At 66.3% G+C, this 25,502-nt stretch carries 25 protein-coding genes; 18 read left to right on the top strand and 7 right to left on the bottom strand.

Annotation, left to right across the window (positions count from 1 at the left end; genetic code table 11):
• Nucleotides 1–50 precede the first annotated feature (50 nt).
• Entirely contained in the window at nucleotides 51–533 is a 483-nt protein-coding gene (locus JAO74_RS10305; RefSeq protein ID WP_199037616.1) for a hemerythrin domain-containing protein, read from the bottom strand.
• Nucleotides 534–636: 103 nt separating this feature from the next.
• Complete coding sequence (locus JAO74_RS10300; RefSeq protein ID WP_199037613.1) at nucleotides 637–1,017, bottom strand: PEPxxWA-CTERM sorting domain-containing protein; 381 nt, start codon at nucleotides 1,015–1,017, stop codon at nucleotides 637–639.
• Nucleotides 1,018–1,082: 65 nt separating this feature from the next.
• Between JAO74_RS10300 and JAO74_RS10295 the strand changes: the two genes are divergently transcribed.
• Nucleotides 1,083–1,247, top strand: coding sequence for a hypothetical protein (locus tag JAO74_RS10295; protein ID WP_199037611.1), 165 nt, complete (start codon nucleotides 1,083–1,085; stop codon nucleotides 1,245–1,247).
• An 84-nt stretch (nucleotides 1,248–1,331) separates the two neighbouring features.
• Here JAO74_RS10295 and ligD read toward each other — a convergent pair whose 3' ends face one another.
• Complete coding sequence (gene ligD, locus JAO74_RS10290; protein ID WP_199037608.1) at nucleotides 1,332–3,851, bottom strand: DNA ligase D; 2,520 nt, start codon at nucleotides 3,849–3,851, stop codon at nucleotides 1,332–1,334.
• Between the two features lie 80 nt (nucleotides 3,852–3,931).
• Nucleotides 3,932–4,783, bottom strand: coding sequence for a non-homologous end joining protein Ku (gene ku, locus JAO74_RS10285; RefSeq protein WP_199037606.1), 852 nt, complete (start codon nucleotides 4,781–4,783; stop codon nucleotides 3,932–3,934).
• A gap of 98 nt (nucleotides 4,784–4,881) precedes the next feature.
• Between ku and pdxH the strand changes: the two genes are divergently transcribed.
• From pdxH to JAO74_RS10270, 3 genes are read left to right on the top strand one after another with little or no spacing between them, the layout of a single operon-like run.
• Complete coding sequence (gene pdxH / locus JAO74_RS10280; protein ID WP_199037604.1) at nucleotides 4,882–5,460, top strand: pyridoxamine 5'-phosphate oxidase; 579 nt, start codon at nucleotides 4,882–4,884, stop codon at nucleotides 5,458–5,460.
• A complete protein-coding gene (locus JAO74_RS10275; protein ID WP_199037602.1) occupies nucleotides 5,457–6,404 on the top strand; it encodes a cation diffusion facilitator family transporter in 948 nt (315 codons plus the stop codon). Before pdxH ends, JAO74_RS10275 begins: the two co-directional genes overlap by 4 nt.
• Nucleotides 6,405–6,406: 2 nt before the next feature.
• Nucleotides 6,407–7,204, top strand: a complete 798-nt coding sequence (locus JAO74_RS10270; RefSeq protein WP_199037600.1) for a PhzF family phenazine biosynthesis protein — start codon at nucleotides 6,407–6,409, stop codon at nucleotides 7,202–7,204.
• Nucleotides 7,205–7,505: 301 nt separating this feature from the next.
• Here JAO74_RS10270 and mnmA read toward each other — a convergent pair whose 3' ends face one another.
• On the bottom strand, nucleotides 7,506–8,624 hold the full coding sequence (gene mnmA, locus JAO74_RS10265) for a tRNA 2-thiouridine(34) synthase MnmA (protein WP_199037597.1): 1,119 nt from the start codon (nucleotides 8,622–8,624) through the stop codon (nucleotides 7,506–7,508).
• A gap of 160 nt (nucleotides 8,625–8,784) precedes the next feature.
• Between mnmA and JAO74_RS10260 the strand changes: the two genes are divergently transcribed.
• From JAO74_RS10260 to JAO74_RS10250, 3 genes are all read left to right on the top strand, one after another.
• Complete coding sequence (locus JAO74_RS10260) at nucleotides 8,785–9,045, top strand: hypothetical protein (protein WP_199037595.1); 261 nt, start codon at nucleotides 8,785–8,787, stop codon at nucleotides 9,043–9,045.
• 100 nt (nucleotides 9,046–9,145) lie between these two features.
• Nucleotides 9,146–9,445, top strand: a complete 300-nt coding sequence (sciP, locus tag JAO74_RS10255) for a CtrA inhibitor SciP (protein WP_056524071.1) — start codon at nucleotides 9,146–9,148, stop codon at nucleotides 9,443–9,445.
• Nucleotides 9,446–9,610: 165 nt separating this feature from the next.
• Nucleotides 9,611–9,868 carry a GlsB/YeaQ/YmgE family stress response membrane protein gene (locus tag JAO74_RS10250; protein ID WP_199037593.1) on the top strand — a complete coding sequence of 86 codons (258 nt, stop codon included), beginning with the start codon at nucleotides 9,611–9,613 and terminating at the stop codon, nucleotides 9,866–9,868.
• Nucleotides 9,869–9,939: 71 nt separating this feature from the next.
• Here JAO74_RS10250 and JAO74_RS10245 read toward each other — a convergent pair whose 3' ends face one another.
• A complete protein-coding gene (locus JAO74_RS10245) occupies nucleotides 9,940–10,686 on the bottom strand; it encodes an SIMPL domain-containing protein (protein WP_199037591.1) in 747 nt (248 codons plus the stop codon).
• A gap of 208 nt (nucleotides 10,687–10,894) precedes the next feature.
• Between JAO74_RS10245 and JAO74_RS10240 the strand changes: the two genes are divergently transcribed.
• The 7 genes from JAO74_RS10240 (at nucleotide 10,895) to JAO74_RS10210 (ending at nucleotide 20,338) form a co-directional block, all read left to right on the top strand.
• A complete protein-coding gene (locus JAO74_RS10240; RefSeq protein ID WP_199037951.1) occupies nucleotides 10,895–12,091 on the top strand; it encodes an efflux RND transporter periplasmic adaptor subunit in 1,197 nt (398 codons plus the stop codon).
• Nucleotides 12,092–12,097: 6 nt separating this feature from the next.
• Nucleotides 12,098–15,322: an efflux RND transporter permease subunit gene (locus JAO74_RS10235; protein ID WP_199037589.1), complete on the top strand. Its 3,225-nt coding sequence runs from the start codon at nucleotides 12,098–12,100 to the stop codon at nucleotides 15,320–15,322.
• A gap of 75 nt (nucleotides 15,323–15,397) precedes the next feature.
• Nucleotides 15,398–16,660, top strand: coding sequence for a DUF445 domain-containing protein (locus tag JAO74_RS10230; protein WP_416194302.1), 1,263 nt, complete (start codon nucleotides 15,398–15,400; stop codon nucleotides 16,658–16,660).
• 88 nt (nucleotides 16,661–16,748) lie between these two features.
• Nucleotides 16,749–17,846, top strand: a complete 1,098-nt coding sequence (locus JAO74_RS10225) for an ABC transporter permease (RefSeq protein ID WP_199037587.1) — start codon at nucleotides 16,749–16,751, stop codon at nucleotides 17,844–17,846.
• Nucleotides 17,846–18,775 carry an ABC transporter ATP-binding protein gene (locus JAO74_RS10220; RefSeq protein ID WP_199037585.1) on the top strand — a complete coding sequence of 310 codons (930 nt, stop codon included), beginning with the start codon at nucleotides 17,846–17,848 and terminating at the stop codon, nucleotides 18,773–18,775. Before JAO74_RS10225 ends, JAO74_RS10220 begins: the two co-directional genes overlap by 1 nt.
• A complete protein-coding gene (locus JAO74_RS10215) occupies nucleotides 18,775–19,737 on the top strand; it encodes an MlaD family protein (protein ID WP_199037583.1) in 963 nt (320 codons plus the stop codon). Before JAO74_RS10220 ends, JAO74_RS10215 begins: the two co-directional genes overlap by 1 nt.
• A gap of 7 nt (nucleotides 19,738–19,744) precedes the next feature.
• The gene (locus tag JAO74_RS10210) at nucleotides 19,745–20,338 is read left to right on the top strand and encodes an ABC-type transport auxiliary lipoprotein family protein (RefSeq protein ID WP_199037581.1); all 594 of its coding nucleotides are present in this window, start codon (nucleotides 19,745–19,747) and stop codon (nucleotides 20,336–20,338) included.
• Between the two features lie 294 nt (nucleotides 20,339–20,632).
• Here the strand turns inward: JAO74_RS10210 and JAO74_RS10205 are convergent, their stop codons facing one another.
• On the bottom strand, nucleotides 20,633–21,484 hold the full coding sequence (locus tag JAO74_RS10205) for an HpcH/HpaI aldolase/citrate lyase family protein (RefSeq protein ID WP_233150876.1): 852 nt from the start codon (nucleotides 21,482–21,484) through the stop codon (nucleotides 20,633–20,635).
• A gap of 105 nt (nucleotides 21,485–21,589) precedes the next feature.
• Here JAO74_RS10205 and cyoA point away from each other — a divergent pair, with 105 nt between their 5' ends.
• The 4 genes from cyoA to cyoD are packed head-to-tail and all read left to right on the top strand — an operon-like array spanning nucleotide 21,590 to nucleotide 25,497.
• Nucleotides 21,590–22,468: a ubiquinol oxidase subunit II gene (gene cyoA / locus JAO74_RS10200; protein ID WP_199037947.1), complete on the top strand. Its 879-nt coding sequence runs from the start codon at nucleotides 21,590–21,592 to the stop codon at nucleotides 22,466–22,468.
• Nucleotides 22,407–24,464 (top strand): cytochrome o ubiquinol oxidase subunit I, encoded by a 2,058-nt coding sequence (cyoB, locus tag JAO74_RS10195; protein WP_233150875.1) that lies wholly within the window; start codon nucleotides 22,407–22,409, stop codon nucleotides 24,462–24,464. The genes cyoA and cyoB overlap by 62 nt, the downstream gene beginning before the upstream one ends.
• Nucleotides 24,461–25,105 (top strand): cytochrome (ubi)quinol oxidase subunit III, encoded by a 645-nt coding sequence (locus JAO74_RS10190; protein ID WP_199037575.1) that lies wholly within the window; start codon nucleotides 24,461–24,463, stop codon nucleotides 25,103–25,105. The genes cyoB and JAO74_RS10190 overlap by 4 nt, the downstream gene beginning before the upstream one ends.
• On the top strand, nucleotides 25,102–25,497 hold the full coding sequence (cyoD, locus tag JAO74_RS10185) for a cytochrome o ubiquinol oxidase subunit IV (RefSeq protein ID WP_199037574.1): 396 nt from the start codon (nucleotides 25,102–25,104) through the stop codon (nucleotides 25,495–25,497). The genes JAO74_RS10190 and cyoD overlap by 4 nt, the downstream gene beginning before the upstream one ends.
• The last annotated feature ends 5 nt before the right edge of the window (nucleotides 25,498–25,502 follow it).

Here is a 25,502-nt window from a genome sequence, read left to right as displayed (position 1 = left end):
CACACAGGACCGGGTTCAGGCGCAACCTGTTTCGGCGATCGGGGGCCGGATCAATGCACGACGCTATGGCCCAGCCCGATGATGCCGTACCGGACGGCGCCGTCGTAGAGCAGACGGTTCTCCTGTTCGACCTGTTGCGACAGTCGGGGCAGCATCGCCGCGGCGTCGCGGCCGAATTGCGACCAGCCATCCGCCTCGATCGTCGGCAGCCAGCGGGCGATGAACGCCTTCCAGTCCTGTTTCAGCAGGTCGAGCGTCGCCTGCATGTCGATGACGGTGTCGGCCGTGTAATCGGCCGCCATCGCGACGGCGGTCATGTCCACCACCTCGCGCTCGACGCCGAGATGGTCGGCGACGACGACCGCCAGCCGCGCCAGCATGCCCGATGCCTTGCCGCGGCTGGACACCGGCTCCTCCGACACCGCAACGAGCGCGCGGCACATCCGCGCGATCCGGTCATGATCCCCGATCAACCGCGCCCATGACGCGCGTTCGGCCAGATCGCTGTCGGGAAGGTCGAATTCTTTCCTCATGCACCATAGATATGGCGTTTCCGGTCGATCCCCAAGAACGCAGGTATATCCGCCATCGAAAACGGTAGTTTTCCCGTCCGGCTTGACGTCGCCTAGAAGAGGATCAGGCGTGGATGGCCGACCGGCAGAAAAGCGATCGCCGCCGCAACACCAGACCGATGGCTGCGAAACCGAGGATCATCATCGTCCAGACGGATGGTTCGGGAACCGCAGTCGTCACCGGCACTTCGACGACCCTGGCGTCGGTGGCGACAAATCCTACCCGGTCGGCCATCGTCGTGAAATTCATCATCGCGTAACCGGCCGCGGCAGGATTGGCATCGAACGAGAGGAAGAAGTCGTTCGTCCCGTTCACCAGCATATTGATCCCGTTGACGGCGCCACCGACCACCAGTCGCGGTGTCGTCGAGAATGCCGATGGCGGCATGTAGGCGAATGTCGGCGTGACCGAAAACGGACCGGTATCCGGTTTGCCGTCGGTCATCGCCCGGAAGCGATCCGGCGTGCCAAAAAAAACTGCCGTTGACATCGTCGTAGGTCAACTGGAACGTGCTGACGAGCGAAGCGAAGGGCGCAGGACTGCCGTCGAAATTCCGGAAACTGGTGGCCGTCACCTCGAATGCGCGGATAATTGTGGCCGCATCGGCGGGTGCCGACATCAAAAGCGCGACCATGGCCGCCATCGCATATCGCATGATTATTTCCCCCGAATGAGGCACGCGTCATAAGCGCGACGGTAAAGTCGGCAAGCGTCATCGTTCGGCTCGCCGCTGTCCGTGCTCTGACGGGACGATGCCCCTAAAGATCGGGCAGCGTCTGGTTGGCGATGCCCCATCCCTGCAACGCGCGGCTGCCGGCGCGGTCGATCAGGGTCTTTGCGTCGCGGACGGTGAAGCGGGCGGCGGTGTCGGTGTCGCGCAGTTCGGTCCACGATACCGGGGCCGAGACGGGGGCACCGGCGCGGGCGCGGGCGGAATAGGGCATGATCGCGGTGCTGCCGCGCTGGTTGCGCAGCCAGTCGATGAAGATCCGGCCCTTGCGCTTCGCCTTGGCCATGGTGGCGACGAAGCGGTCGGGTTCGGCCTGCGCCAGCGCCTGGGCGAAGCGGCTGGCGAAGTCCTTCACGGCGGGCCATTCCGCCTGCGGGGTCAGCGGTACGACGACGTGCACGCCCTTGCCGCCCGACAATAAAGGAAAGCTGACGAGGCCGAGTTCGGCGAGCTGTTCCTTCAGATGCTCGGCGGCCTTTTTGGTGTCGGCGAAATCGAGGCCCTCGTCGGGGTCGAGATCGAAGACCATGCGGTCTGGCTTTTCCAGCGCGGCATTGGCGGCACCCCAGCCGTGGAACTCGATCGACCCCATCTGCACGCAGGCGACGAGGCCGGCGGCGTCGTCGACATAGAGATAGTTTTCGGTGGAGCCGTCCTTTTCGCGGATCGGCACCTGATGGACCATGTCGCCGAAGCTGCCGGCGTCGTGCTTCTGGAAGAAACAGGCGCGGGCGCGACCTTGCGGACAACGGACGAGGCTGACCGGGCGGTCGCCGGCCCAGGGCAGCATGACGGGCGCGACAGCGGCGTAATAGGCGGCGAGATCGCCCTTGGTGACGTCGGAGTCGGGGAAGATCAGGCGATCGGCGCTGGAGATTTTCGGGAGTTTCGGGTCGGCCGGCGGGGCGGCGGGTGTTTCGGTCACGACCTCGGTCGCGGGCTTGTCGGTGCGCAGGCCGACGAAGCTGGCGTGGCGGAGGATGCCGTCGGGGGTGATTTCCGCATAGGCGACCTCGGCGACAAGATCGGGCGATACCCAGTGCGCGCCGCGGACCATGGCTTTGGGTGCTTTGACGGTGGCGGTCTTGCGGGCAAGAGGTTTCAGCTTCGCGCCGACTTCATCGAGGGTGGCGGCGTCGAAGCCGGTGCCGACTTTGCCGCGATAGGTCCATTCGCCGTCGTCATGGGTGGCGAGCAACAGCGAGGCGAAGCCGCGACCCTTGGTGGAGGGTTGCCAGCCGACGATCACGAATTCCTGCCGCTGGATGCATTTCGCCTTCAGCCACGCCTTGCTGCGGCCGCCGCGATAGGGGCTGTCGGCGCGTTTGGAGACGATGCCCTCCATCCCCTCGGCGCACATCTGGTCGAACAGTTTTTCGCCCGAGCCGACGACATGTTCCGAATAGCGGAGTTCGTCGGTGCCATCGCCGATCAGCGCGCGGAGGCGGTCCTTGCGCGTGGTGAGGGGCAGGTCGGCAAGATCCTCGCCGTCCTGTTCGATCAGGTCGAACGCGAACATCGTCATCGCGCCGTTGTCGGCGATGGCGTTCTTCAGGGTGGAGAAATCGGGTTTGCCGTCCTTGAACGACACGATCTCGCCATCGATCAACGCGGTGCCGGGGAGGGTGGCGGCTGCTTTCGCGATGGCGGGGAACTTGTCGGTCCAGTCGAGACCGGAGCGGGTGTGGACCTTGGCCTTGACGTGGGCGAAGGCGATCAGGGCGCGGTAGCCGTCGTATTTTATCTCGTGCAACCAGGCGGTGCCGGTGGGGACGGTGTCGACCAGGGTGCAGAGTTGCGGTTCGCGAAATTGGGGCGTGGTGGTTTTTCGGGAGCGCGCCGCTTTTGGCTGGCCCCCCTCCACCACGCGCTTCGTGCGCGGTCCCCAGTTCGAGGTCGATTGTGCCCCCGGCACAATCTTGGATCGCCGGGGGCGATCCACCCTCGAACTCCTTGCCGGGGAGGATTTTCCATCGGCTATTTCGGCCATCGTGCGGCCGGTCGAGATGCTGGTCAGGGCTTCCTCGACCAGCGTGTCGGTGCCGCCGGCTTCGGCGTCGTCGATCTTGCGGAGCAGCCAGTTCTCGCGCTTTTCCTTGGGGCGGCCCTTCAGGCGGATCAGGAGCCATTCGCCCTTCATCCGTTCGCCATCGAGGACGAAGTGGAGATGGCCCTTGTCGAGGTCCTTCGCGCTCTTCCCCTTGATCGGCGACCAGGTGCCGCGATCCCAGAGCATCACGGTGCCGCCGCCATATTCGCCGGCGGGGATCGTGCCCTCGAACGTGGCATAGCTGAGCGGATGATCCTCGGTGCGGACGGCGAGGCGTTTTTCGGCGGGGTCGAGGCTGGGGCCGCGGGTGACGGCCCAGCTTTTCAGGACGCCGTCGATTTCGAGGCGGAAGTCCCAGTGCAGGCGGGTGGCGTCGTGCTTCTGGACCATGAAGCTGTTGCCGTGGCCGGGGGCGAGCGTGCCGGCGGGTTCGGCGGTCTTCGTGAAGTTCCGTTTGGCGTTGTATAGGGCGAGGGGGTCGGCGGGGGCGTCAGCCATTGGCCGTCATGCCGGCGGAGGCTTGCATCTCCCTGTAGCGGAGAGACCCCGGCTTTCGCTGGGGTGACGGATGGAGGGGGTCATGCACGTTTTTTGACGGGCGCTTTTTTGGCGGGTGCCTTCTTTGCCGGCGCCTTTTTCGCAGCCTTGTCGCCCATCGACTTGCGGAGTGCCGCCATCAGGTCGACGACGTTGGAACCGCCGGTGTCGCCCTTGTCCTTATCTTCGATGATCTTCTTGCCGTTCGCCTTGCGCTTGCGCTCCACCAGCGCCTTCAGCGCATCGACATAGCGGTCGTGGAAGCTGGCGGGGTCGAAGGCGGAGGTCTTGCGGTCGATCAGCGCCTCGGCCAGATCGAGCAGTTCGGCGTCGGGCTTGTCGTCGGGGATTTCGCGGAAATACCCCTGCGCCTTGTTGACCTCGTCGGCGTAGCGCAACGTCTCCATCACCAGTCCGCGCCCGCAGGGTTTCAGGCTGACGATATATTCGCGGCCGCGCATCGCGAGCTGGCCAAGCCCGACCTTTTTGGTCCGACGAAGCGCCTCGCGCAGGACGATGAAGGCTTCCTCGGCCAGATCGTCGGCGGGGACGACGAAATAGGGTTTCTCGTAATAGAGGACGTCGATCTCGTGCGCGTCGACGAACTGGGTCAATTCCAGCGTCTTCTTCGATTCCAGCTTCACCGCGTCGATCTCGTCCTGCTCCAGCAGGACATATTCGCCCTTCGAGACCTCATAGCCCTTCACGATCTCGTCGACATCGACCGGGCCGACGCCGGTGACGACCTTCTCATACGAGATCGGCTTGCCCGACGGTTCGTGGATCTGGCGGAACTGGACCGCGGCGCCGCTCTTGGTGGCGGAATAGATTTCGACGGGGATCGACACCAGCGCGAGCCGGATCTGTCCCTGCCAATATGCCCGTGCCGCCATCTGCCACCTCAGTTTCGCGCACTACTCAATGCCGTTGCGACAATGTACGTGAATGGGGACTCGTTCCGTTGGTCGCGAAGATCGGCTATGGGGCGGCCATGACCGACGATCCCATCGCCCTGTTCGACGCATGGTATGCCGAGGCAAGAGCGTCCGAAATCAACGATTCCAACGCGATGGCGCTGGCGACCGCGGATGCCGACGGGCGTCCGTCGGTGCGGATGGTGTTGCTTAAGGGGCACGGCCCCGACGGCTTCGTGTTCTATACCAATCGCGAGGGGCGCAAGGCGGGCGAGCTGGCGGCCAATATGCACGCCGGATTGATGTTCCACTGGAAATCGCTGCGCAAGCAGGTGCGGATCGAAGGGCCGGTGACGCTGGCGACCGATGCGCAGTCCGACGCCTATTTCGCATCGCGCGGGCGGGATTCGCAACTGGGGGCATGGGCGTCCGACCAGTCGCGGCCGCTCGATTCCCGCGCGACGTTCGAGGCGCGCGTGGCCGAGGTGACGGCGCGGTTCGAGGGGCAGGACGTGCCACGGCCGCCATTCTGGGGCGGGTATGTCGTCGCGCCCGAACGCATCGAATTCTGGCAGGATCGCGCGCACCGGCTGCATGAGCGGCGTCTGTTCACGCGCGACGGTGCCGGCTGGAGCGAGGGGTTGCTGTTCCCATGACACGCGAAGAACAGCGCCGGTTCATGCCCCACGCGACGCGGGCCGCGCTGGCGAGCGTCGCGATGGCGACGTTCCTGCTGGGGTTGAAGGGTTTTGCCGCGTGGCACACCGGGTCGGTCGCGATGCTGGGGTCGCTGGCCGATACGGGCCTCGATCTGCTCGCCTCGCTTGTTACCTTGTATGGCGTGCGGCTGGCGGCGACGCCGGCGGACCATGACCACCGGTTCGGGCATGGCAAGGCGGAGGCGCTGGCGGCGCTGTTTCAGGTGGCGCTCATCACCGCGTCGGCGGCGGGCATCGCTTGGCGCGCGGTGCAGGCGTTTGGCAGTCACGCGCCGACGGCGGACGCGGAGTTCGGCATCGGCGTGTCGATCATCGCGATCGGCGCGACGGTGGTGCTGCTCTGGTATCAGCGGCGCATCATCCGCCAGACCGGGTCGGTCGCGATCATGGCGGACAATGTCCATTACCAGTCGGACGTGCTGCTGAACGGATCGGTGATCGTGGCGCTGGTGCTGGATCAGTATTTCGGATTCACCAAGGCGGACCCGATCTTCGGCATCGTCATCGCGCTATGGCTGGCATGGGGCGCGTTTCAGGCATCGTCCAACGCGATCGACCAGTTGATGGACAAGGAATGGCCGGAGGATCAGCGCGCCGGTTTCCTGGACGTGGCGGCGCGGCAGGAAGGCCTGCGCGGCATCCACGATTTTCGCACACGCCGGTCGGGTAGCCATGATTTCGCGCAGTTCCATATGGAGGTCGACCGCAACCTGACGGTCGCGCAGGCGCATGATCTGGTCGAGGCGGTCGAGATGAACCTGAAGCGTGCGTTCCCGAAGGTCGAGGTGCTGATCCATCTGGACCCCGAGGGCCATGTGGATACCGACAATCCGCTGGTCGAGGCGGATGTGACGCCCCATTGGTTCGGCAAGAGGTTGTAACGATGCGGCTTCCCTTCACTCAGGTCGATGCCTTTGCCGACGAGGCGTTCGGGGGCAATCCGGCGGCGGTGATGCCGTTGTCGTCCTGGCTGGACGACACGCTGCTGCTGAAGATCGCGCAGGAGAACAACCTGTCGGAGACGGCGTTCTTCCTGCCGGACGAGACGGGCGAGGCGGATTTCGAGCTGCGCTGGTTCACGCCGGCCGCCGAGATCGCGCTGTGCGGTCATGCGACGCTGGCGAGCGGGCATGTCGTGCTGCAATCGGATACCGCGCTCGACCGGGTGCGGTTCCGCACGCGTCGATCCGGCGTGCTGGAAGTGGCACGCGAGGGGACGGGTTATCTGATGGCGCTGCCCGCGCTTGCCCCGGCGCCGAAGCCGCTGCCGGCGATCGTCGCGGCGCTGGGCGTGACCGATCCGGTCGAGACGCTGTGGCACGATGGCGGTTATGCGGTGGTCGTGCTGGCCGACGAGGCGGCGGTGCGGGCATGCGATCCGGATCAGCGGGCACTGGCGGCGGCGGGGCGGTTGCTGGTGATCGTCACCGCGCCGGGCGACACGACCGATATCGTCAGCCGCGCCTTCACCCCCGGTTTCGGGATCGACGAGGACCCGGTGACCGGCGGCGCGCACGCGGTGATCGTGCCATATTGGGCGGCGCGGCTGGAACGCGATGCCTTCACCGCGTGGCAGGCGAGCGAGCGCGGCGGACGGTTGTCATGCCGGCTGGCGGACGACCGCGTGGTGTTGGGCGGACGATGCGTCACGGTGATCGAGGGCGCGTTTCTGCTTCCCTGACCGACACGATTGCAATTCGTGCAATCGGAGGCGATAAAGTTGCACTTGCGAAATCATACGCTGCGCTGCACAACGACTGTGCCTTTCAGGCATCCTCTCCTAAAAACTTTTACGGGTCGGCTTTGCCGGCCCTTTTTTTTCGTGCGCAACTCCGCTAGCGACCGGCCACTGTCGTTGCGCCGTCAATCAGAAATATGAATGCGGAGCGGAGCCGCCGGTCAAAACCGGCACCGGCGACACGATGGTGCGGGAGATCGAGCGCAGTGCAGGCGCTCTCTCCCGCCTTGCCCCTAACTTCGAATCACGCGGCGATCAGCGCCGCTTCGGTGGCCGCGATCCAGCCGCCACCCAATATCCGCTCACCGGCATACAGCACCGCCGCCTGACCGGGGGCGACGCCATATTCAGGCGTGTCGAACGACAGCCGGCCGTCGACGAAGCGCGCCGGGACCGGGCGGGCCATCGATCGAACCTTTGCGGTCAGCGGGCCGTCATGATCGCCGCCGATCCAGTTGACGTTCTCCAGCGACGCCGCCTCGACCGCCAGTGCGCGGCGCGGGCCGACGACGACGCGGGCGGTGGCGGGTTCCAGCCGCACGACATAGAGCGGTTCGGCATGGCCGCCGATCTCCAGCCCGCGGCGCTGGCCGACGGTAAAGTGGATCAGGCCGCGATGCTCGCCCAGCTTTTCGCCGGACAGGTCGACGATGTCGCCGCCCGATACCGCATCGGGCCGCAGCTTGCGGACCAGCCCGGCATAATCGCCATCGGGTACGAAGCAGATATCCTGACTGTCGGGCTTGGCCGCGACGCCGAGGCCCAGTTCGGCCGCAATCTCCCGCACGCGCGACTTGGGCAGGCCGCCCAGCGGGAAGCGGAGATAGTCGAGTTGCGGCTGCGTCGTGGCGAACAGGAAGTAACTCTGGTCGCGGGCCGGGTCGGCACCGCGGTGCAATTCGGCACCAGCGGGGCCGGGCACACGGCGAACGTAATGACCGGTGGCGAGGCAATCGGCGCCCAGCTCGCGCGCCAGACCCAGCAGGTCGGTGAATTTCGGGCCGGTGTTGCACGACACGCACGGGATCGGCGTGCGGCCGGCGAGATATTCGTCGGCGAACTTGTCGACGACCGATGTGCGGAAGGCGCTTTCATGGTCGAAGACGTAATGCGCGATGCCGAGACGGTCGCACACCGCGCGGGCATCGCGGATATCGCGGCCGGCGCAGCAGGCGCCGGCGCGGCCGACCGCCTCGCCATGATCGTACAATTGCAAGGTGACGCCGATCACCTCCGCCCCCGTCCGCACCGCCAGCGCGGCGACGACCGAACTGTCGACGCCGCCCGACATCGCCACCACGATCCGCTTGCCGCGCGGGTCGTCGAGCTGGAATTCGCCGTCCTGATCGATGCCGTTGTCCATAGACCCGCGCACATAGGCGCGCGCACAGGGCGGTGCAAATCGACAAAGGACAGCCACGCAGGCGTAAACGAAGGTTCACGATAGGTTATCCGCGGCTTTACCCGACCTTCATGACCCCGCGTGTAGAGCGTTCATCCGACGAACCCGGAGATACGCCGCATTGGACCTGACCCACTCCTCTTTCGATGGCATCGTCGACATCGCCGCGTTGCCCGAGGACCTGGGCACGCTGATGATCGACCTGTCGGCTCGACAGGAGACCAGCCCGACCGCGGTGGTGCAGTCGGGGCTGGCGCCGGCCGGTCCGGGAACCGGGCCGATGGCGGCGGTCGCCGTCATGGGCGGCGGATTGCTGGCACCCACGCACGGCGCGTTCAATCCGCGCGTGGCGGTCCGGCTAAGCCGGTGGAAAGACAGATGAAGGGTTCGTTTACCGTGGCGTTTCAGGCGTTCTTCAGGAGCGCCGGATACATCACCAGTACGCGTTTCGAGGGGGCCGGGAGCCCCGGCAGAGGTTGAACATGATCCAGAACGAAAAGATTCGTCCCGCCAAAGTCATCGGCCCGCTGGGCGAGCCATTGACGGTCGATACCCTGCCGCCGCCCTCCACCACCCGGTGGGTGGTCCGCCGCAAGGCCGAGGTTGTCGCTGCCGTCAACGGCGGGCTGCTGTCGGTGGACGAGGTATGCGATCGATACGGGTTGACGGCGGAGGAATTCGCCGGGTGGCAGCGGGCGATCGACCGGTCGGGGATGCCCGGCCTGCGCGTCACGCGCATCCAGCATTATCGCACGCTGTACGAGCGCCAGCTGAAGTACTGACCCGGTACGGGAACGGCGACGACGACGATGGCGAAGTCGTCCCGATCCTGGACCCGGTGCGCGAAACGTCGACACTAATCGAACCGCACCCGGAACAAGATAGAGCAATACAGGTTATTCCGGCATCGCCCGCTCCGGTCGCGGGCTTTAACGGAGGGACTGGACATGGGCATTATTCTTTGGCTGATCATCGGCGGCGTCATCGGCTGGCTTGCCAGCATCATCATGCGCACCGATGCGCAGCAGGGCATCTTCCTGAACATCATCGTCGGCATCGTCGGCGCGTTTCTGGGCGGCCTCATCATCTCGGGTGGGTCGATCAACAACCAGCCGCTGAACGTCACCTCGTTCCTGGTGTCGCTGCTGGGTGCGGTCATCCTGCTGGCGATCGTGAACCTGGTCCGTCGCGGCCGGGTGCGCTGAAGCACTGATCCCGCCGCTTCGGCGGGATCGACCAAAGGGGCCGTCCGGGCGACCGGGCGGCCCCTTTTTCGTTACTGATCGAGCAGGAAGCGGACCTGCAGCGTCGCGGTGATGTCCTTCTCACCCGGTGCGATCTCGGTCGAGGCGTCCGCCTTGGCCGCGCGGGCCATCAGCATCACCGGACGTTCGGGGCCGCCGCTGTCCTGTCCCGCCTCGGCGATCGAGACGATGCGGACGACGCGCAGGCCGGCGGCGCGGGCATAGAGATCGGCACGGGCGCGGGCGCGCTTCACCGCATCGGCGCGCGCCTCGTCCAGCGCCGCATCCGGTTCGGCCAGCGACAGGTTCGGCCCGTCGATCTGGTTGGCGCCTTCCTTCACCAGCGCATCGAGAATCGCGCCCGATCGCGCGACATCACGGAAACGGACCGACACGCTGTTCGTCGCCTGATAACCGGTGATGACCGGCGGCTGGTTTTCGGCGTAGCGATATTGCGGCGCCAGTTGCACCGTCGCGGTGGCCAGATCGCGCGGGGCGACACCGGCCTTGCGCAGGGCGGCCAGCACGCGGGCCATGGCGGTGGCGTTGTCGGCCAGCGCCTGCGCGGCGGTGGCGCCGGGGGTGACGACGCCGGCGCGGATCGTGGCGAGATCGGGAACGCGGGTCGTCCGACCCTCCGCCACCACATCGACCACGGTGCCGCTGGCCGGGATCATCGGCTGGATGCTGGTCTGCTGCCCCTGCGCGGCGGCGGCGACGGGCAGGGTGGCGACGGGCAGCGCGGCGAGGGCGATCATGACGGGAAGGGCGAGACGCATCGTTGTTTCTCCTGTTGCCCCGATGCCATGCCCCGCTCACGATCAACCGGCGATGAACGGACCGAATGCCAAGTCAGGTTGCGGGAACCGACGTTTGCAGGCAGGCAGTGACCGGCCGTCGGCGAAGTGTCTTGAGCCCGGTGACTTATTTCGATAATACAGCTCTGACGAGGCGGCCGTGAACAGCCGGGGATGGGATGGCGACGGGATGAATTACGAATCGGGCTCTATCGCGCAGGACCGGTTGACCGGCCCCGTGACGCCGCCTGCCCGTCGTGCATGGATCGTCGCGGCGGTGATCGCGGTCGTGCTGGCGATCGGCGCATGGGCGATCTGGGGACGCGGCAACCACTCCGCCGCCGCGCCCGGCACCGCCGCCGGTGCCGAACAATTGCCGAGCGTGACCGTGGTGGTGCCGGGGCGCAGCACCGTCGACCGATCGATCGCCGCGACCGGCACGCTGGCCGCGCGCCGCGAGATGCCGGTGGGCGTCGCGGGCGAGGGCGGCATGATTACGCGCGTGCTCGTCGAACCCGGCCAGTGGGTGAATGCGGGCCAGGTGCTGGCGACGGTCGACCGGTCTGTACAGGTGCAGACCGCCGCCGCGCTGGGTGCGCAGGTGAATGTCGCGCGCGCCGACCTGACGCTGGCGCAGGCGGAGCTGGATCGCGCCGTATCGCTGGTCGATCGTGGTTTCATCTCGAAGGCCGATCTGCAACGCCGCACCGCGACGCGCGATGCCGCGGCGGCGCGGGTGAAGGTGGCGGGCGCCACCTATGCCGAATCGCAGGCGCGCAACGGCCGCCTCGACATCCGCGCGCCGGCCGCCGGGCTGGTCCTGACCCGGCAGGCGGAACCCGGCCAGATCGTGAGTTCGGGCAGCGGCGTGCTGTTCCGCATGGCGCAGGGCGGCCAGATGGAGATGCGCGCGCAGATGAGCGAGGCGGACCTGCAGGGCCTGCATGCCGGCGCGCGGGCGCAGGTGACGCCGGTCGGCAGCACGCAGACCTTCGCGGGCGAGGTATGGCAGGTGTCGCCGATCATCGATCCGCAGACGCGGCAGGGGATCGCGCGCATCGGCCTGCGGTACGATCCGGCGCTGCGGCCGGGCGGGTTCGCATCGGCAACGGTGAGCGGCGCGACCAGCGCGGTGCCGCTGTTGCCCGAATCGGCGGTGCAGAGCGATGGCCGCGGCAATTACGTGTACGTCCTCGACGGCCAGAACCGCGCGGAACGCCGCGACGTGAAGGTCGGTCAGGTCAGCGATGCAGGCGTGTCGGTGGTCGGCGGACTGGCGGGTAACGAGCGGGTCGTGCTGGCGGCAGGTGCGTTCCTGTCGCCGGGTCAGAAGGTGAAGCCGGTCCTGCGCGCCGCGGCCCCCGCCGCCGCTGCGACCAACGGATAACCGCATATGAACTTCCGCAACATCTCCGCCTGGTCGATCCGCAACCCCGTGGTGCCGATCGTCCTGTTCGTGGCGCTGACGCTGGCCGGCATCGTCAGCTTCATGCGGATGGATGTGAACCAGCAGCCGGACATCGACTTCCCGGTCGCCTTCGTCATCATCAGCCAGCCGGGCGCGGCACCCAGCGAACTGGAAACGCAGGTGACCAAGCGGGTCGAGGCGGCGGCGCGGGGCCTGCGCGGGATCGACGAGATCCGGTCGACGGTGAAGGAAGGCAATTCGCAGACCATCATCCAGTTGCAACTGGGCACCGATATCGACCGCGCGGTCAACGACCTGCGCAATGCGATCACGCAGATCCGCGGCGACCTGCCCGACGGTATTCTGGAACCGCAGATCGGCCGTTTCGACACCAGCGACGAGGATATCGCGAACTTCTCGGCGCTGACCACCGACATGACGGTGGAGCAGTTGAGCTGGTACATCGACGATACCGTCAGCAAGGAATTGCTGTCGGTGCCGGGCTTGGGCGCGGTGGAGCGCAACGGCGGCGTCGCGCGCGAAATCCGGGTCATCCTCGATCCGGTGAAGTTGCAGGCACAAGGGCTGACCGCCAACACCGTCAACGCGGCGCTGCGCGCGGTCAACCTCAACGCGACGGGCGGCAAGGCGGAGATCGCCGGATCCGAGCAATCGGTGCGCGTGCTGGGCAATGCCAAGAACGCCTATGCACTAGGCCAGACGCAGATTTCGCTGGGCAACGGGCGGACAGTCAGGCTGGCCGATATCGCCGATGTGCGCGATGCCTATGCCGAACAGAAATCGTCCTCGGCGGTGAACGGCCATCAGGTCGTCTCGTTCAGTTTCACGCGAACCAAGGGTTCGTCCGACGTCACCGTCTATAACGAGGCGGTCAAGAAGCTGGAGGCGCTGGAAAAGCGCAATCCGTCGGTGCAGTTCAAGCTGCTGTCGACCAGCGTCACCTATACCGAACACGAATATGAGAACGCGATCGGATCGATGATCGAGGGCGCGGTGCTCGCGGTGGTCGTGGTGTTCCTGTTCCTGCGCGACTGGCGCGCGACGTTCATCTCGGCACTGGCGATCCCGCTGTCGGCGATCCCGACCTTCTGGTTCATGGACCTGCTGGGGTTCAGCCTGAACAACATGACGCTGCTGGCGCTCAGTCTGGTGGCGGGTGTGCTGGTGGACGATGCGATCGTCGAGATCGAAAATATCGTCCGGCATATGCGGATGGGCAAGAACGCGTATCAGGCATCGATCGACGCCGCCGACGAGATCGGGCTGGCGGTGCTGGCGACGACGATGTCGATCGTCGCGGTCTTCCTGCCGGTGGCGTTGATGCCGGGCGTGTCGGGGCAGTTCTTCAAGAATTTCGGCCTGACCGTGGTCGCGGCGGTGCTGATGAGCCTTGCCGTCGCGCGGCTCATCACGCCGATGATCGCCGCCTATTTCCTGAAGGCGGGCGGACATGAGCCGGCGGAGGACGGGCCGGTGATGAGCCGGTACGTCGCGCTGTTGCGCTGGTCGCTCGACCAGACGCGGCAGCGCCGGCTGTCGGCGCAGGGCGGCTGGCGGCGGTTGGTGTCGCATTTCGTCGATCACCGAGTGTGGATCATGGGCATCAGCGTGCTCGCGCTGATCGCCACGGTCGCGATCTTCATGATGTTGCCGCAGGAATTCCAGCCGCAGCGCGATAACGATCGCAGCACGGTACAGGTCGAACTGCCGCCGGGATCGACGCTGGAACAGACGCAGGCGGTGGTCAGCCGGGTGGCCGGCATCCTGTCGGCGCAGAAGCCGATCGTCACCTCGGTCTATCAACGTGCGTTTCTCGGCACCGGTCGTGTCACCGCCACGCTGGCGGACGATCGCGACCGGACCAGCGTGGAATTCGAACGCGCGCTGACCCCGACGCTGTCGGCGATCCCCGATGCGCGGGTGTCGTTCCAGAACCAGAATGGCTGGGGCGGGCCGAGCCGCGATCTGCAGATCACGCTGGGCAGTGACGATCCGGTGATGTTGCAGCAGACGGCGGACCGGATCGTCGAGCAGATGAGCCACCTGCCGATCCTGCGCGCGCCGCGCACCGCGGGCGGTCTGCAACGGCCGGAGATCGTGATCCGGCCGCGGATGGATCTGGCCGCCGATCTGGGCGTGACGACCAGCGCGCTGTCGAACGCGATCCGCGTCGCGACGCTTGGCGATATCGACCAGAACAGCGCCCGCTTCTCGCTCAACGACCGCCAGATCCCGATCCGCGTCGCGCTGGCCGAAAGCGCGCGCGAGAAGCTGTCGAGCATCGAGAACCTGCCGGTCAGCACGTCTAACGGTGGATCGGTGCCGCTTAAGGTGGTCGCCGATATCGGCTTCGGCGCCGGTCCGACCCAGATCGACCGGATCGCCCAGCAACGCCAGTTGACGATCGGTGCCGATCTGGCGCCGGGTATCGTCGAGGGCGATGCGATGAAGCAGATCCTCGCGCTGCCGGCGGTCACGTCGATGCCGATCGGGGTCAGCCGGCTGTCGGTCGGCCAGTCCAAGGCGCAGGCGGAGCTGGTGACGAACATCATCCTGGCCGTCACCTCGGGCTTCTTCCTGCTCTTCGCGGTGCTGGTGCTGCTGTATCGCCGGTTCCTGCCGCCGTTCGTCAATCTGGGGTCGCTGTTCCTGGCGCCGCTGGGCGCGTGTCTGGCATTGTGGATCGCGGGCATGTCGGTGTCGCTGCCGGTCTATATCGGGCTGTTGATGCTGCTGGGCATCGTCGCCAAGAATTCGATCCTGCTGGTCGATTTCGCGCTGGAGGAGATGAGCCACGGCGTGCCCAAGTTCGAGGCGATCGTCGATGCCGGGCACAAGCGGGCGCTGCCGATCGTGATGACGACGGTGGCGATGGTGGCGGGCATGGTGCCGACCGCGCTGTCGCTGACCGGCGACGGATCGTTCCGCGCGCCGATGAGCGTGACGGTGATCGGCGGACTGGTGCTGTCGACGCTGCTGACGCTGCTGATCGTGCCGGCGGGGTTCAGCCTGGCGGTGGGGGTCGAGACGCGGCTGGGCAGCCGGCTGGGTCGTCGCTTGCTGACGTTCAGGCCGGGCGACGACGGCGCCGAGGTGATCGGCGTGGTCGGGCCGGGTCGCGGTCCGCGTCTGGGCGTCGGACCGGGATCGATCGGGTATCGCGAGGACGGGCCGCATCCCGCGGAATGATGCGCCCGCCGCGGATTCGGACAGGCGCCGGCGCGGCGGCATGAACCATCCGCGCGCTCGGTCATTGTCCCTGCGATGAACATGGCCAGCGCGCGTATGATGGATGCCCCACCGGCGGGTCTGGTGAGGATGCGGCTGGTCGCGACCGTGCTGTTGGTGGTGATGGCGGCGGTGTTTCTCGTCAGCCGCCTGCTGGTCGACGAGCATCCCGCCTGGGGCTTCGTCCGCGCCTTTGCCGAGGCGGCGATGGTCGGTGGGCTGGCCGACTGGTTCGCGGTGACGGCGCTGTTCCGGCATCCGCTGGGCCTGCCGATCCCGCACACCGCGATCGTGCCGCGCAACAAAGACCGGATCGGCGACACGCTGGCGCAATTCCTGCGCACCAATTTCCTGATCCCGCGCGTGGTGGCGCGGCGGATGCGGCGGCTGGACGTCGCGGGCGCGGTGGCGCGCTGGCTGACCGATCCGCCCGAGGGTGCCGGCGGCCGTTTCCGGCAGGGCGCGTCGAAGCTGGTGGCGCAGATCCTCGAATCGCTCGATCCGGCGCGGCTGGGCGGCATGGTGAAGGCGGCGGCGGTCAATCGCCTGCGCGAGGCGGAGGTGTCGCCGATCGCCGGCCAATTGCTGACGGCGACGATGGCGCAGGGGCGGCACAAGCCGGTGCTGGACGCCGGTATCCGCTGGGCCGCCGCTGCGCTGGCCAGCAACGACGCGCTGATGCGCCAGATGGTGCACGAACGCGCCGGCGCGCTGTTGCGCTGGACCGGGCTGGACGAGACGCTGGCGGACAAGCTGATCGGCGGGCTGGACAAGCTGTTGATCGATATGGCCGAAAACCCGGACCATCCGTTGCGGGTGAAGGCGGAGGAGGGGCTCGATCGGCTGGCCTGGGACCTGCAATATGATCCGGCGATGCGCGCGCGGGTGGAGCGGGTGAAGGAAGAGTTGATCGCCAACCCGGCGATGGCGCGCTGGCTGGACGGGTTGTGGGAACAGGCGCGGGCCGCATTGCTGAGCATCGCGCGCGATCCGGAAGCGGCGATGGCGGGGAAGCTGGGCGAGGTGCTGCACCAACTGGGTGCGACGCTGCGTCAGGACCGGCGGCTGGCGACGACGATCAATCGCTTCGTCCGTCGCGCCGTGGTGGGGATCGCCGCGGATTACGGCGACCATATCGTCCGGCTGGTGTCGGAAACGGTGCGCGGCTGGGATGCGCGGACGATCACTGGCCGGCTGGAGAATGCGGTCGGTCGCGACCTGCAATATATCCGGATCAACGGCACGCTGGTCGGCGGACTGGTCGGTCTGGTCATCCATCTGGTCGACAAGCTGTTGTGATCGGACGCATCGGCCGATCGCCCGCGCGGTTCGCCGTGATGCAGTACCGGCTTGCCGTGGCGGGCGCTTTCCCGCAGAGAGGCGATCGATGACCGCCGCTGCAGACTTCCGCGAAGATGGCGACACGGTTCGCTTTTCCGGCGACCTGTCGCTAGCGCGACTCGGGACGTTGCCGGATCGACTGGAACAGGTCGGCGGCAAAGTGGACCGGGTCGATCTGTCCGATGTCGACCGGATGGACACGGTCGGTGCGTGGATCGTCCATCGCTTCGCCGCCCGTCACGATGCGCCGGTCGAGGGACTGGATGACGATGCGCGGCAGTTGTTCGATCAGGTGGTCGGGTCCGACCAGCACGTCGCGCTGCGCCCGTCGCAGGCGAGCGGCTTCACCCGCGTGCTGGGCGAGATCGGTGATGCGGTCGTCCTGACCGGGCGCACGTTGCTGGGGCTGCTCGGTTTCCTTGGCGCGACGACGCTGGCGTTCGGATCGGTCATCCGCCATCCGCGCCGCTTCCGCTTCAATGCGGTCGTGCATGAATTCGAAACGGTCGGCGTCGCGTCGCTGGGCATCATCGGCCTGATGAGCTTCCTGATCGGCATCGTCATCGCGCAACAGGGCGCGGTGCAGTTGCGCCAGTTCGGGGCGGAGGTGTTCACGATCAATCTGGTCGGGCGGCTGACGCTGCGCGAACTGGGCGTGCTGATGACCGCGATCATGGTGGCGGGCCGTTCGGGTTCGGCGTTCGCGGCGCAGCTCGGCACGATGAAGCTGACCGAAGAGATCGACGCGATGCGGACGATCGGCGTGTCGCCGATGGAGGCGCTGGTGCTGCCGCGCACGCTGGCGGCGATCATGCTGATGCCGCTGCTGGGCTTTTACGCCTCGCTGATCGCGATCATCGGTGGTGGCCTGCTGGCGTGGATATCGCTGGGCATTCCGCCGGTCACGTTCATCAGCCGCATCCGCGAAGTGGTGCCGATCACCGACCTGTATGTCGGCCTCATCAAGGCGCCGGTATTCGGTGCGATCATCGCCATCGCCGGCTGTTTCCAGGGGATGCAGGTCGAGGCGGATGCGGAACAGGTCGGCCTGCGCACGACATCGGCGGTGGTGCAGGGCATCTTTCTGGTGATCGTGCTCGATGCGTTCTTTGCGGTATTCTTCACATGGGTGGGGTGGAACTGATGCCCCATGACCGCAACCAGCGCCGCGACGACGTCATCATCGACGTGAAGGGGCTGCGCAACAGTTTCGGCGAATCGTCGGTCGTCCATGACAATCTCGATTTGCAGGTGCGTCGAGGCGAGATTCTGGGCGTGGTCGGCGGATCGGGCACCGGCAAGTCGGTGCTGATGCGATCGATCATCGGGCTCCAGACACCGGACAAGGGCGAGATCACCGTGTTCGGCGAGCCGACGATCGGCCGTGACGAGACCGAGGCGACGAATATCCGCAAGCGCTGGGGCGTATTGTTCCAGGGCGGGGCGCTGTTTTCGACGCTGACGGTGGCCGAGAACGTGCAGGTGCCGCTGCGTGAATTCTACGGCACGCTGCCGCGCTCGCTGCTCGACGAGATCGCGTCGTACAAGGTCGTGATGACCGGCTTGCCCGCGGATGCCGGGCCGAAATATCCGGCCGAACTGTCGGGCGGCATGAAGAAGCGGGCCGGGCTGGCGCGGGCGCTGGCGCTCGACCCGGAGCTGCTGTTCCTCGACGAGCCGACGGCGGGGCTGGACCCGATCGGCGCATCGGCCTTCGACGAATTGATCCGCTCGCTCAGCCGGACGCTCGGGCTGACGGTGTTCCTCATCACGCACGATCTCGATACGCTGTACGCGATCTGCGACCGGGTGGCGGTGCTGGCGGAAAAGCGGGTGATCGCGGTCGGCACGATCGACGAACTGCTGGCCACCGATCATCCGTGGATCCAGGAATATTTCAAGGGTCCGCGTGGCCGTGCGGCGGCCTCGACGCAGGAAATGCACGGGGCCGAGGTCGAGGCAAGTCGCCATCCGACTGAGGTCGAGGCGAACCGCACCGGCGAACGGTCGCAGGGCGGACAGGCAGACAACAACGCCCGTGGGGCGACTCACGAGGCAACAGGAACAGGCTGATGGAAACCCGTTCGAACCATGTTCTGGTCGGTGCCGTCGTGCTGATCCTTCTGGCGGTGCTGGCGCTGTTCACCGTGTGGATCGCGCGTGTCGGTGGCGCCGAGGAGAAGGAGTACGACATCTTCTTCCGCCAGTCGGTGGATGGATTGGCGCGCGGATCGGTCGTCACCTATTCGGGCGTCCCGTCGGGGCAGGTGAAGCAGATCGTGCTGTGGGCGAACGACCCGCAGTTCGTGCGCGTCCGCATCAGCGTGAACGACGATACGCCGGTGCTGCAAGGGACGACGGCGACGGTGATCGGCAGCTTCACCGGCACCAGCACGGTGTCGCTGGACGGCGCGCGCAAGGGCGCCGCGCCGATCGTCTGCCCGGAGCCGCCGAACCCGACGGTCTGCCCTTACGGCGTACCGGTGATCGCGACCAAGCAGGGCGGCATCGGCGCGATCCTGAATTCGGCGCCGCAGTTGCTGGAACGCCTGTCGACGCTTACCGAGCGGCTGACCGGCCTGCTGACCGATCGCAATCAGGCATCGATCGCGGGCATTCTGGAGAACACGAACCGGCTGACCGATGCGCTGGCCGATCGTGGGCCGGAGATCGCCGCGACGCTGGCGCAGACGCGGATCGCGATCCAGCAGGCGGGCGAGGCGTCCAAGCAGATCGGCGCGCTGGCGGAGACGACCAACGGCGTGCTGGCGAACGATATCCAGCCGACGATCAAGAACCTGAACGGCGCGATCGCGTCGGCGCAGAAATCGGCGGAGACGCTGAACGCGGCGATCGGCGATGCCCGGCCGGGCCTGCAGACCTTCTCGCGCCAGACGGTGCCGGAGGCCAACCGGCTGGTGCGCGATTTGCGCGTGACGGCGGCGGCACTGTCGTCGGTGGCGGAAAAGGTCGATCAGGGCGGCGCGAGCTCGCTGATCGGGCAGCAGAAGCTGCCGGACTACAAGGGTAAGTGAGGGCATCATGAACAAGTCGATCACCGTCGCCATGATGCTGGCCGTGGCCGCACCGCTGGGCGGATGCATCAGTTTCGGCGCGACCCCGCCCGATACGCTGATGACGCTGACCAGCACGGCATCGGTGCCGGTGGGCCAGCAGCAGGATTCGGCCAGGGCGAAGTCGATCGTGGTGCAGGTGCCGGTGACGCCGACCGCGCTCGCCGCGGCGCGGGTGCCGGTGCAGGCGACGCCGACGACGCTGGCCTATGTGAAGGATGCGCAATGGTCGGAACCGCCGGCGCGGCTGTTCGCGCGCCTGATGTCCGACACGATCGCGGCACGCGCGGGGCGCGTGGTCATCAGTCAGGTGCAGGCGGTGACCGAGGCCAACGACCAGCTGGCGGGTGAACTCCGCAATTTCGGGCTGGACGCGACGACGCGCGAGGCGGTGGTGACGTTCGACGCGGCGCTGTCGCGTTCGGGTGCATCGAACACCGAGAAGCGCCGCTTCGAGGCGCGGGTGCCGGTAGCGGCGATTGATGCGGCCAGTGCCGGGCCGGCATTGAATCAGGCGGCCAATCAGGTGGCGACGCAGGTGGCGGACTGGATCGGGCGGTAGGATTGCCTGAGGCGGGTGTGCTTTCCTGTGTCTTTTTAGAGCATCGAGCGTTTAATATGATCCGTTCGTGCTGAGCGAAGTCGAAGCACCGCCGCGGGACATGGCCTTCGACTTCGCTCAGGCCGAACGGAGGGTGGGTCTGATTTCACGCTCGATGCTCTAGGTTGCTCGTGAGCGGCTGATGGGTGTTTTCCTGCGAACGCAGGAATCCCGTATCACGGGCGGTGCCACTCGTTATTCTGGACTCCTGCGTTCGCAGGAGAACGGTGTGGCGCGATAGACTGACCGCAACTCCTATCGCATTAGTGCCATGATGCGTTCCGCCTCCGCCAGATGCAGCCGTTCCACCATGGCACCATCCAGACGGATCGCGCCTCGTCCGTCATAGACGGGATCGGCGAAGGCGGCGATGACGCGGGTGGCCCAGGCGATGTCGTCGGGGGAGGGGCCGAAGGCGGCATTGGCGGCATCGATCTGGGCGGGATGGATCAACGTCTTGCCGTCGAAGCCCCAGGCGCGACCCTGGTCGCATTCCGCCGCGAGCCGGTCGGGTTGATCGATCGCGTTGAGGACACCGTCGAGCGCCGTCATTTCCGCCGCGCGGGCGGCGATGACGATCCGGGCGAGCGCTGGCAATAGCGGCGCGCGATCCGGACCGGGACGGCAACGCAGGTCGATCGCGAGATCGTTGGTGCCGGCCACCAACGCGGTGAGCCTCGCATCGGCCGCGCCAGCGGCGATGGCGGGCAGGTTTAACACGCCGCGTGCGCTTTCGATCATCGCCCACAAGGCCGGCGCGTCGTGGCCGAGACGATCGCGTGCAGCGGAGACGGCGGCGGCATCGTCTACCTTGGGCAACAGGATCGCATCGATCGCCGTACTGGCCAATGCGGCGAGATCGTCCGCATGCCACGGCGTACCGGCCGCGTTGACGCGGATGACGAGTTCGCGATCGCCGAACCCCCCTTCCGCCACGGCGGCGACGGCGCGGGCGCGGGCGTCGTCCTTCATGTCGGGGGCGACCGCGTCTTCCAGATCGAGGATGACGACGTCGCAGGGCAGCGTGCGGGCCTTGGCGATGGCGCGCGGATTGGAGGCGGGGAGGAAAAGCGCGCTGCGGCGGGGGCGGGGCGGAACCATCGGCATGGCGTAGCGTCTCGTTGACGTGACCGAAAGCGGGATGACACGCCGTTCCGACACTGCACGTCTCCCGGTGATGGTCATTGCCGGGCATGTGTACCTGTGAGCCGTATGCGGCGGGTGATCGGTCGATCCAGCTTCGCGGCGTGCATGGTTGCGTTATCGGGATGCTCGCGCGGCGTGCTCGATCCGGCGGGGCCGGTGGCGGCGGGCGAGCGGACCGTGTTGTTCAATGCGCTCGCGATCATGCTGTGCATCGTCGTGCCAACGATCCTGCTGGCGCTGGCCGTCGGCTGGTGGTTCAGGGCGGGAAACGACAAGGCGGAATATCGGCCTGACTGGTCTTATTCCGGGCGGCTGGAATTGCTGGTGTGGTCGATCCCGGCGCTTGTCGTGATCTTTCTGGCGGGGCTGACGTGGATCAGCACGCACGAGCTGGCCCCTGAGAAGCCACTGGCGTCGTCGGTACGGCCGTTGCAGGTGCAGGTCGTCTCGCTCGATTGGAAATGGGTGTTCATCTATCCCGAACTGGGGATCGCGACGGTCAACCGGCTGGTGATCCCCGCGGGAACGCCGATCAGTTTTCGCATCACCAGCGGTACGGTGATGAACAGCTTCTTCATCTCGCAACTGGGCAGCCAGATCTATGCGATGTCGGGGATGGACGCGAAACTGCATTTGCAGGCGGACAAGCCCGGCCGCTTCCATGGCCTGTCCGCGCATTACAGCGGTGAGGGGTTCGCCGATATGGACTTCGCCGTCGATGCGGTCGCGCCGGCGCGGTTCGCCGGTTGGGTGGCGCAAACGCGGGGGCGTGGTCAGGTGCTGGATACGCCCCGTTTCCTGACGCTGGCCCGGCATCCGGGCAGTGAGAAGCAGATGGCATTCGGTGCGGTCGCGCCGGGGCTGTACGACCGCATCGTCGCCAATGCGGGTGCGTCGGTGCGTGAGGAAGCGACCGACGGGCGGGAGAATTCGGGTGTTCGGTAAACTGGGCCTCGACTCCATCCCGCTCGACGAGCCGATTCCGATCGCGGCCTCCGCCATCGTCGCGCTGGCGATCCTGAGTCTGCTCGGCTGGGTGTGGAAGCGTGGATATTTCCCATATCTGTGGCGCGAGTGGATCACGTCGGTCGATCACAAGCGGATCGGCGTGATGTATTGCGTGCTGGCGGCGGTAATGCTGCTGCGCGGGTTTTCGGACGCGTTGCTGATGCGGTCACAACAGGCGATCGCCTATGGCAATCCCGGTTACCTGCCGCCGGACCATTACGATCAGGTGTTCACCGCGCACGGCGTCATCATGATCTTTTTCGTCGCGATGCCGTTCATGATCGGGCTGATGAATTTCGCGGTGCCGCTGCAACTGGGTATCCGCGACGTGGCGTTCCCGACGCTGAATTCGGTGAGTTTCTGGCTGACCGCGAGCGGCGCGCTGCTGGTCAATGTCAGCCTCGTCATCGGCGAGTTCGCGAAGACGGGATGGGTGGTCTATCCGCCGCTCAGCGAGCTGCGCTTCTCGCCCGGCGTGGGTGTCGATTATTATCTGTGGGCGCTGCAGATATCGGGTGTCGGTACGCTGCTGTCGGGCGTGAACCTGGTCACGACGATCCTGAAGATGCGGGCGCCGGGCATGGGTTACACGCGGATGCCGATGTTCTGCTGGACGTCGCTGGCGACCAACCTGCTGATCGTCGCGGCGTTTCCGATCCTGACCGCGACGCTCGCGATGCTGACGCTGGACCGGTATCTGGGGTTCCATTTCTTCACGAACGAACTGGGCGGCAACCAGATGATGTTCGTGAACCTGATCTGGGCGTGGGGCCACCCGGAGGTGTATATCCTGATCCTGCCCGCGTTCGGCATCTTCAGCGAGGTGGTGTCGACCTTTTCCGGCAAGCCATTGTTCGGATACAGGTCGATGATCGTCGCGACGATGGCGATCTGCCTGTTGGCGTTCATGGTGTGGCTGCACCACTTCTTCACCATGGGGGCGGGCGCGGACGTCAACGGGTTCTTCGGGATCGCGACGATGATTATCGCGGTGCCGACGGGTGTGAAGGTGTTCAACTGGATCTTCACGATGTTCGGCGGGCGCATCCGATATACGTCGATGATGCTGTGGTCGGTGGGGTTCATCGTGACCTTTGTCATCGGCGGGATGACGGGGGTGCTGCTCGCCGTGCCGCCGGCCGATTTCGTGCTGCACAACTCGCTGTTCCTCGTCGCGCATTTCCACAACATCGTGATCCCGGGCGTGCTGTTCGGCGCGTTTGCCGGGCTGACATACTGGTGGCCCAAGGCGTTCGGCTTCACGCTGGACGAGAAATGGGGAAAGCGGTCGTTCTGGTTCTGGCTGACCGGATTCTACGTCGCGTTCATGCCGCTGTATGTGCTGGGTCTGATGGGGATGACGCGGCGGCTGGGGCATTACAACGTCGCGGGGTGGCAGCCATGGCTGATCGCGGCGGGGGTGGGGGCGCTGTTGATTGCGTGCGGTATAGCCTGCCAGATCGTCATGTTCGTCGTGTCGATCCGCAACCGTGCGGCGCTGGTCGATGAGAGCGGCGATCCGTGGGATGGCCGGACGCTGGAATGGGCGACGACGTCACCACCACCGATCTTCAACTTCGCGGCGCTGCCCGATGTGCGTGGCGAGGAAGCCTATTGGGGCCTGAAATCGGCCGCGCGCGAGGAGCAACGGTTGTCCGATTTGCCGGACTATGTCGCGATCGAGATGCCGAAAAACTCGCCGACCGGTGTCGTTTCGGCCTTCTTCGCGACGGCGATGGGCTTTGCGTTGATCTGGCATATCTGGTGGCTGGTCATCCTAGGCTTTGTCGGTGCCTGGGCCACGTTCGTCGTGTTCGCGTGGCGGGACGAGACGGAATATGAGATTGCGGCGGATGAGGTGGAGCGACGCGACCGGTTGCGGCGCGAGGGCAAGGCGGCGCTGCTCGGCGTACCCGATGGGGCGACGACATGAGCGCCACGCAGGCCCAGAGCAGCAACGATCCGCACAAGCTGGGGCATGGCGAGGTGCCGGTCAGCGAGCGGGGGCCGGCGCCCAAGCGCATCGTCGTCGCCTATGGCTTCTGGATATTCCTGCTGTCGGACTTCATCATGTTCGCCGGTTTCTTCGCGGCCTATGCGGTGCTGGTCGGCGAGACTGCGGGGGGACCATCCGGCGCGAAACTGTTCGACCTGACGCTGGTCGGATGGGAGACGGTGCTATTGCTGCTGTCGTCCTTCGCCTGCGGCATGGCGGGGATCGCGACGATCGCGCGCCACCGGTTCTGGTTTCTGGTCGCGATGGCGGTGACCGGGATGCTGGGCGCGGCGTTCCTGTGTCTGGAAGTCTATGAGTTCACGCATCTGATCGGCGAACGGGCGGGGCCGGGGCGCAGCGCGTTCCTGTCCGCGTTCTTCGCGCTGGTCGGGTGTCATGGACTGCACGTCGCGCTGGGGCTGTTGTGGCTGATGACGATGATGGCGCAGGTATGGGCGAAGGATTTCCGCGACGACATCCTGCGCCGGATCGCGTGCTTCAGCCTGTTCTGGCACGCGCTGGACATCATCTGGGTGGCGTTGTTCACCGTGGTCTATCTGCTGGGGGCGGGACTATGAGCGACCGGCAGCATGGCGAGGATCTGGACGATCAGAATGCGCCGGGTGAGGAAGGCGGGCGGGAATCGATCGCCGCGGGGGTGCGCACCTATGTCATCGGGCTGGTGCTGGCCGGGTTGCTGACGGCGGCGTCGTTCGCGGCGGCGGGCAGCAACCTGATCTATGGCCCGGCGATCCCGGTTGCGCTGATCGCGCTGGCGGTGGCGCAGATGGGCGTGCATCTGGTGTTCTTTCTGCACGTGACGACCGGGCCGGACAACACCAACAACGTGCTGGCGCTGGCGTTCGGCGTGCTGATCGTGGCGCTGGTGCTGGTGGGATCGCTGTGGATCATGGGCCATCTGCACCACAATCTGATGCCGATGGCCGAGATGATGCAGCGGCAGCGTTAGCGACC

The organism is Sphingomonas mollis (assembly GCF_016427505.1).
GTDB classification, from domain to species: domain Bacteria; phylum Pseudomonadota; class Alphaproteobacteria; order Sphingomonadales; family Sphingomonadaceae; genus Sphingomonas; species Sphingomonas mollis.
This window is presented reverse-complemented; position numbering and strand designations above follow the sequence as displayed.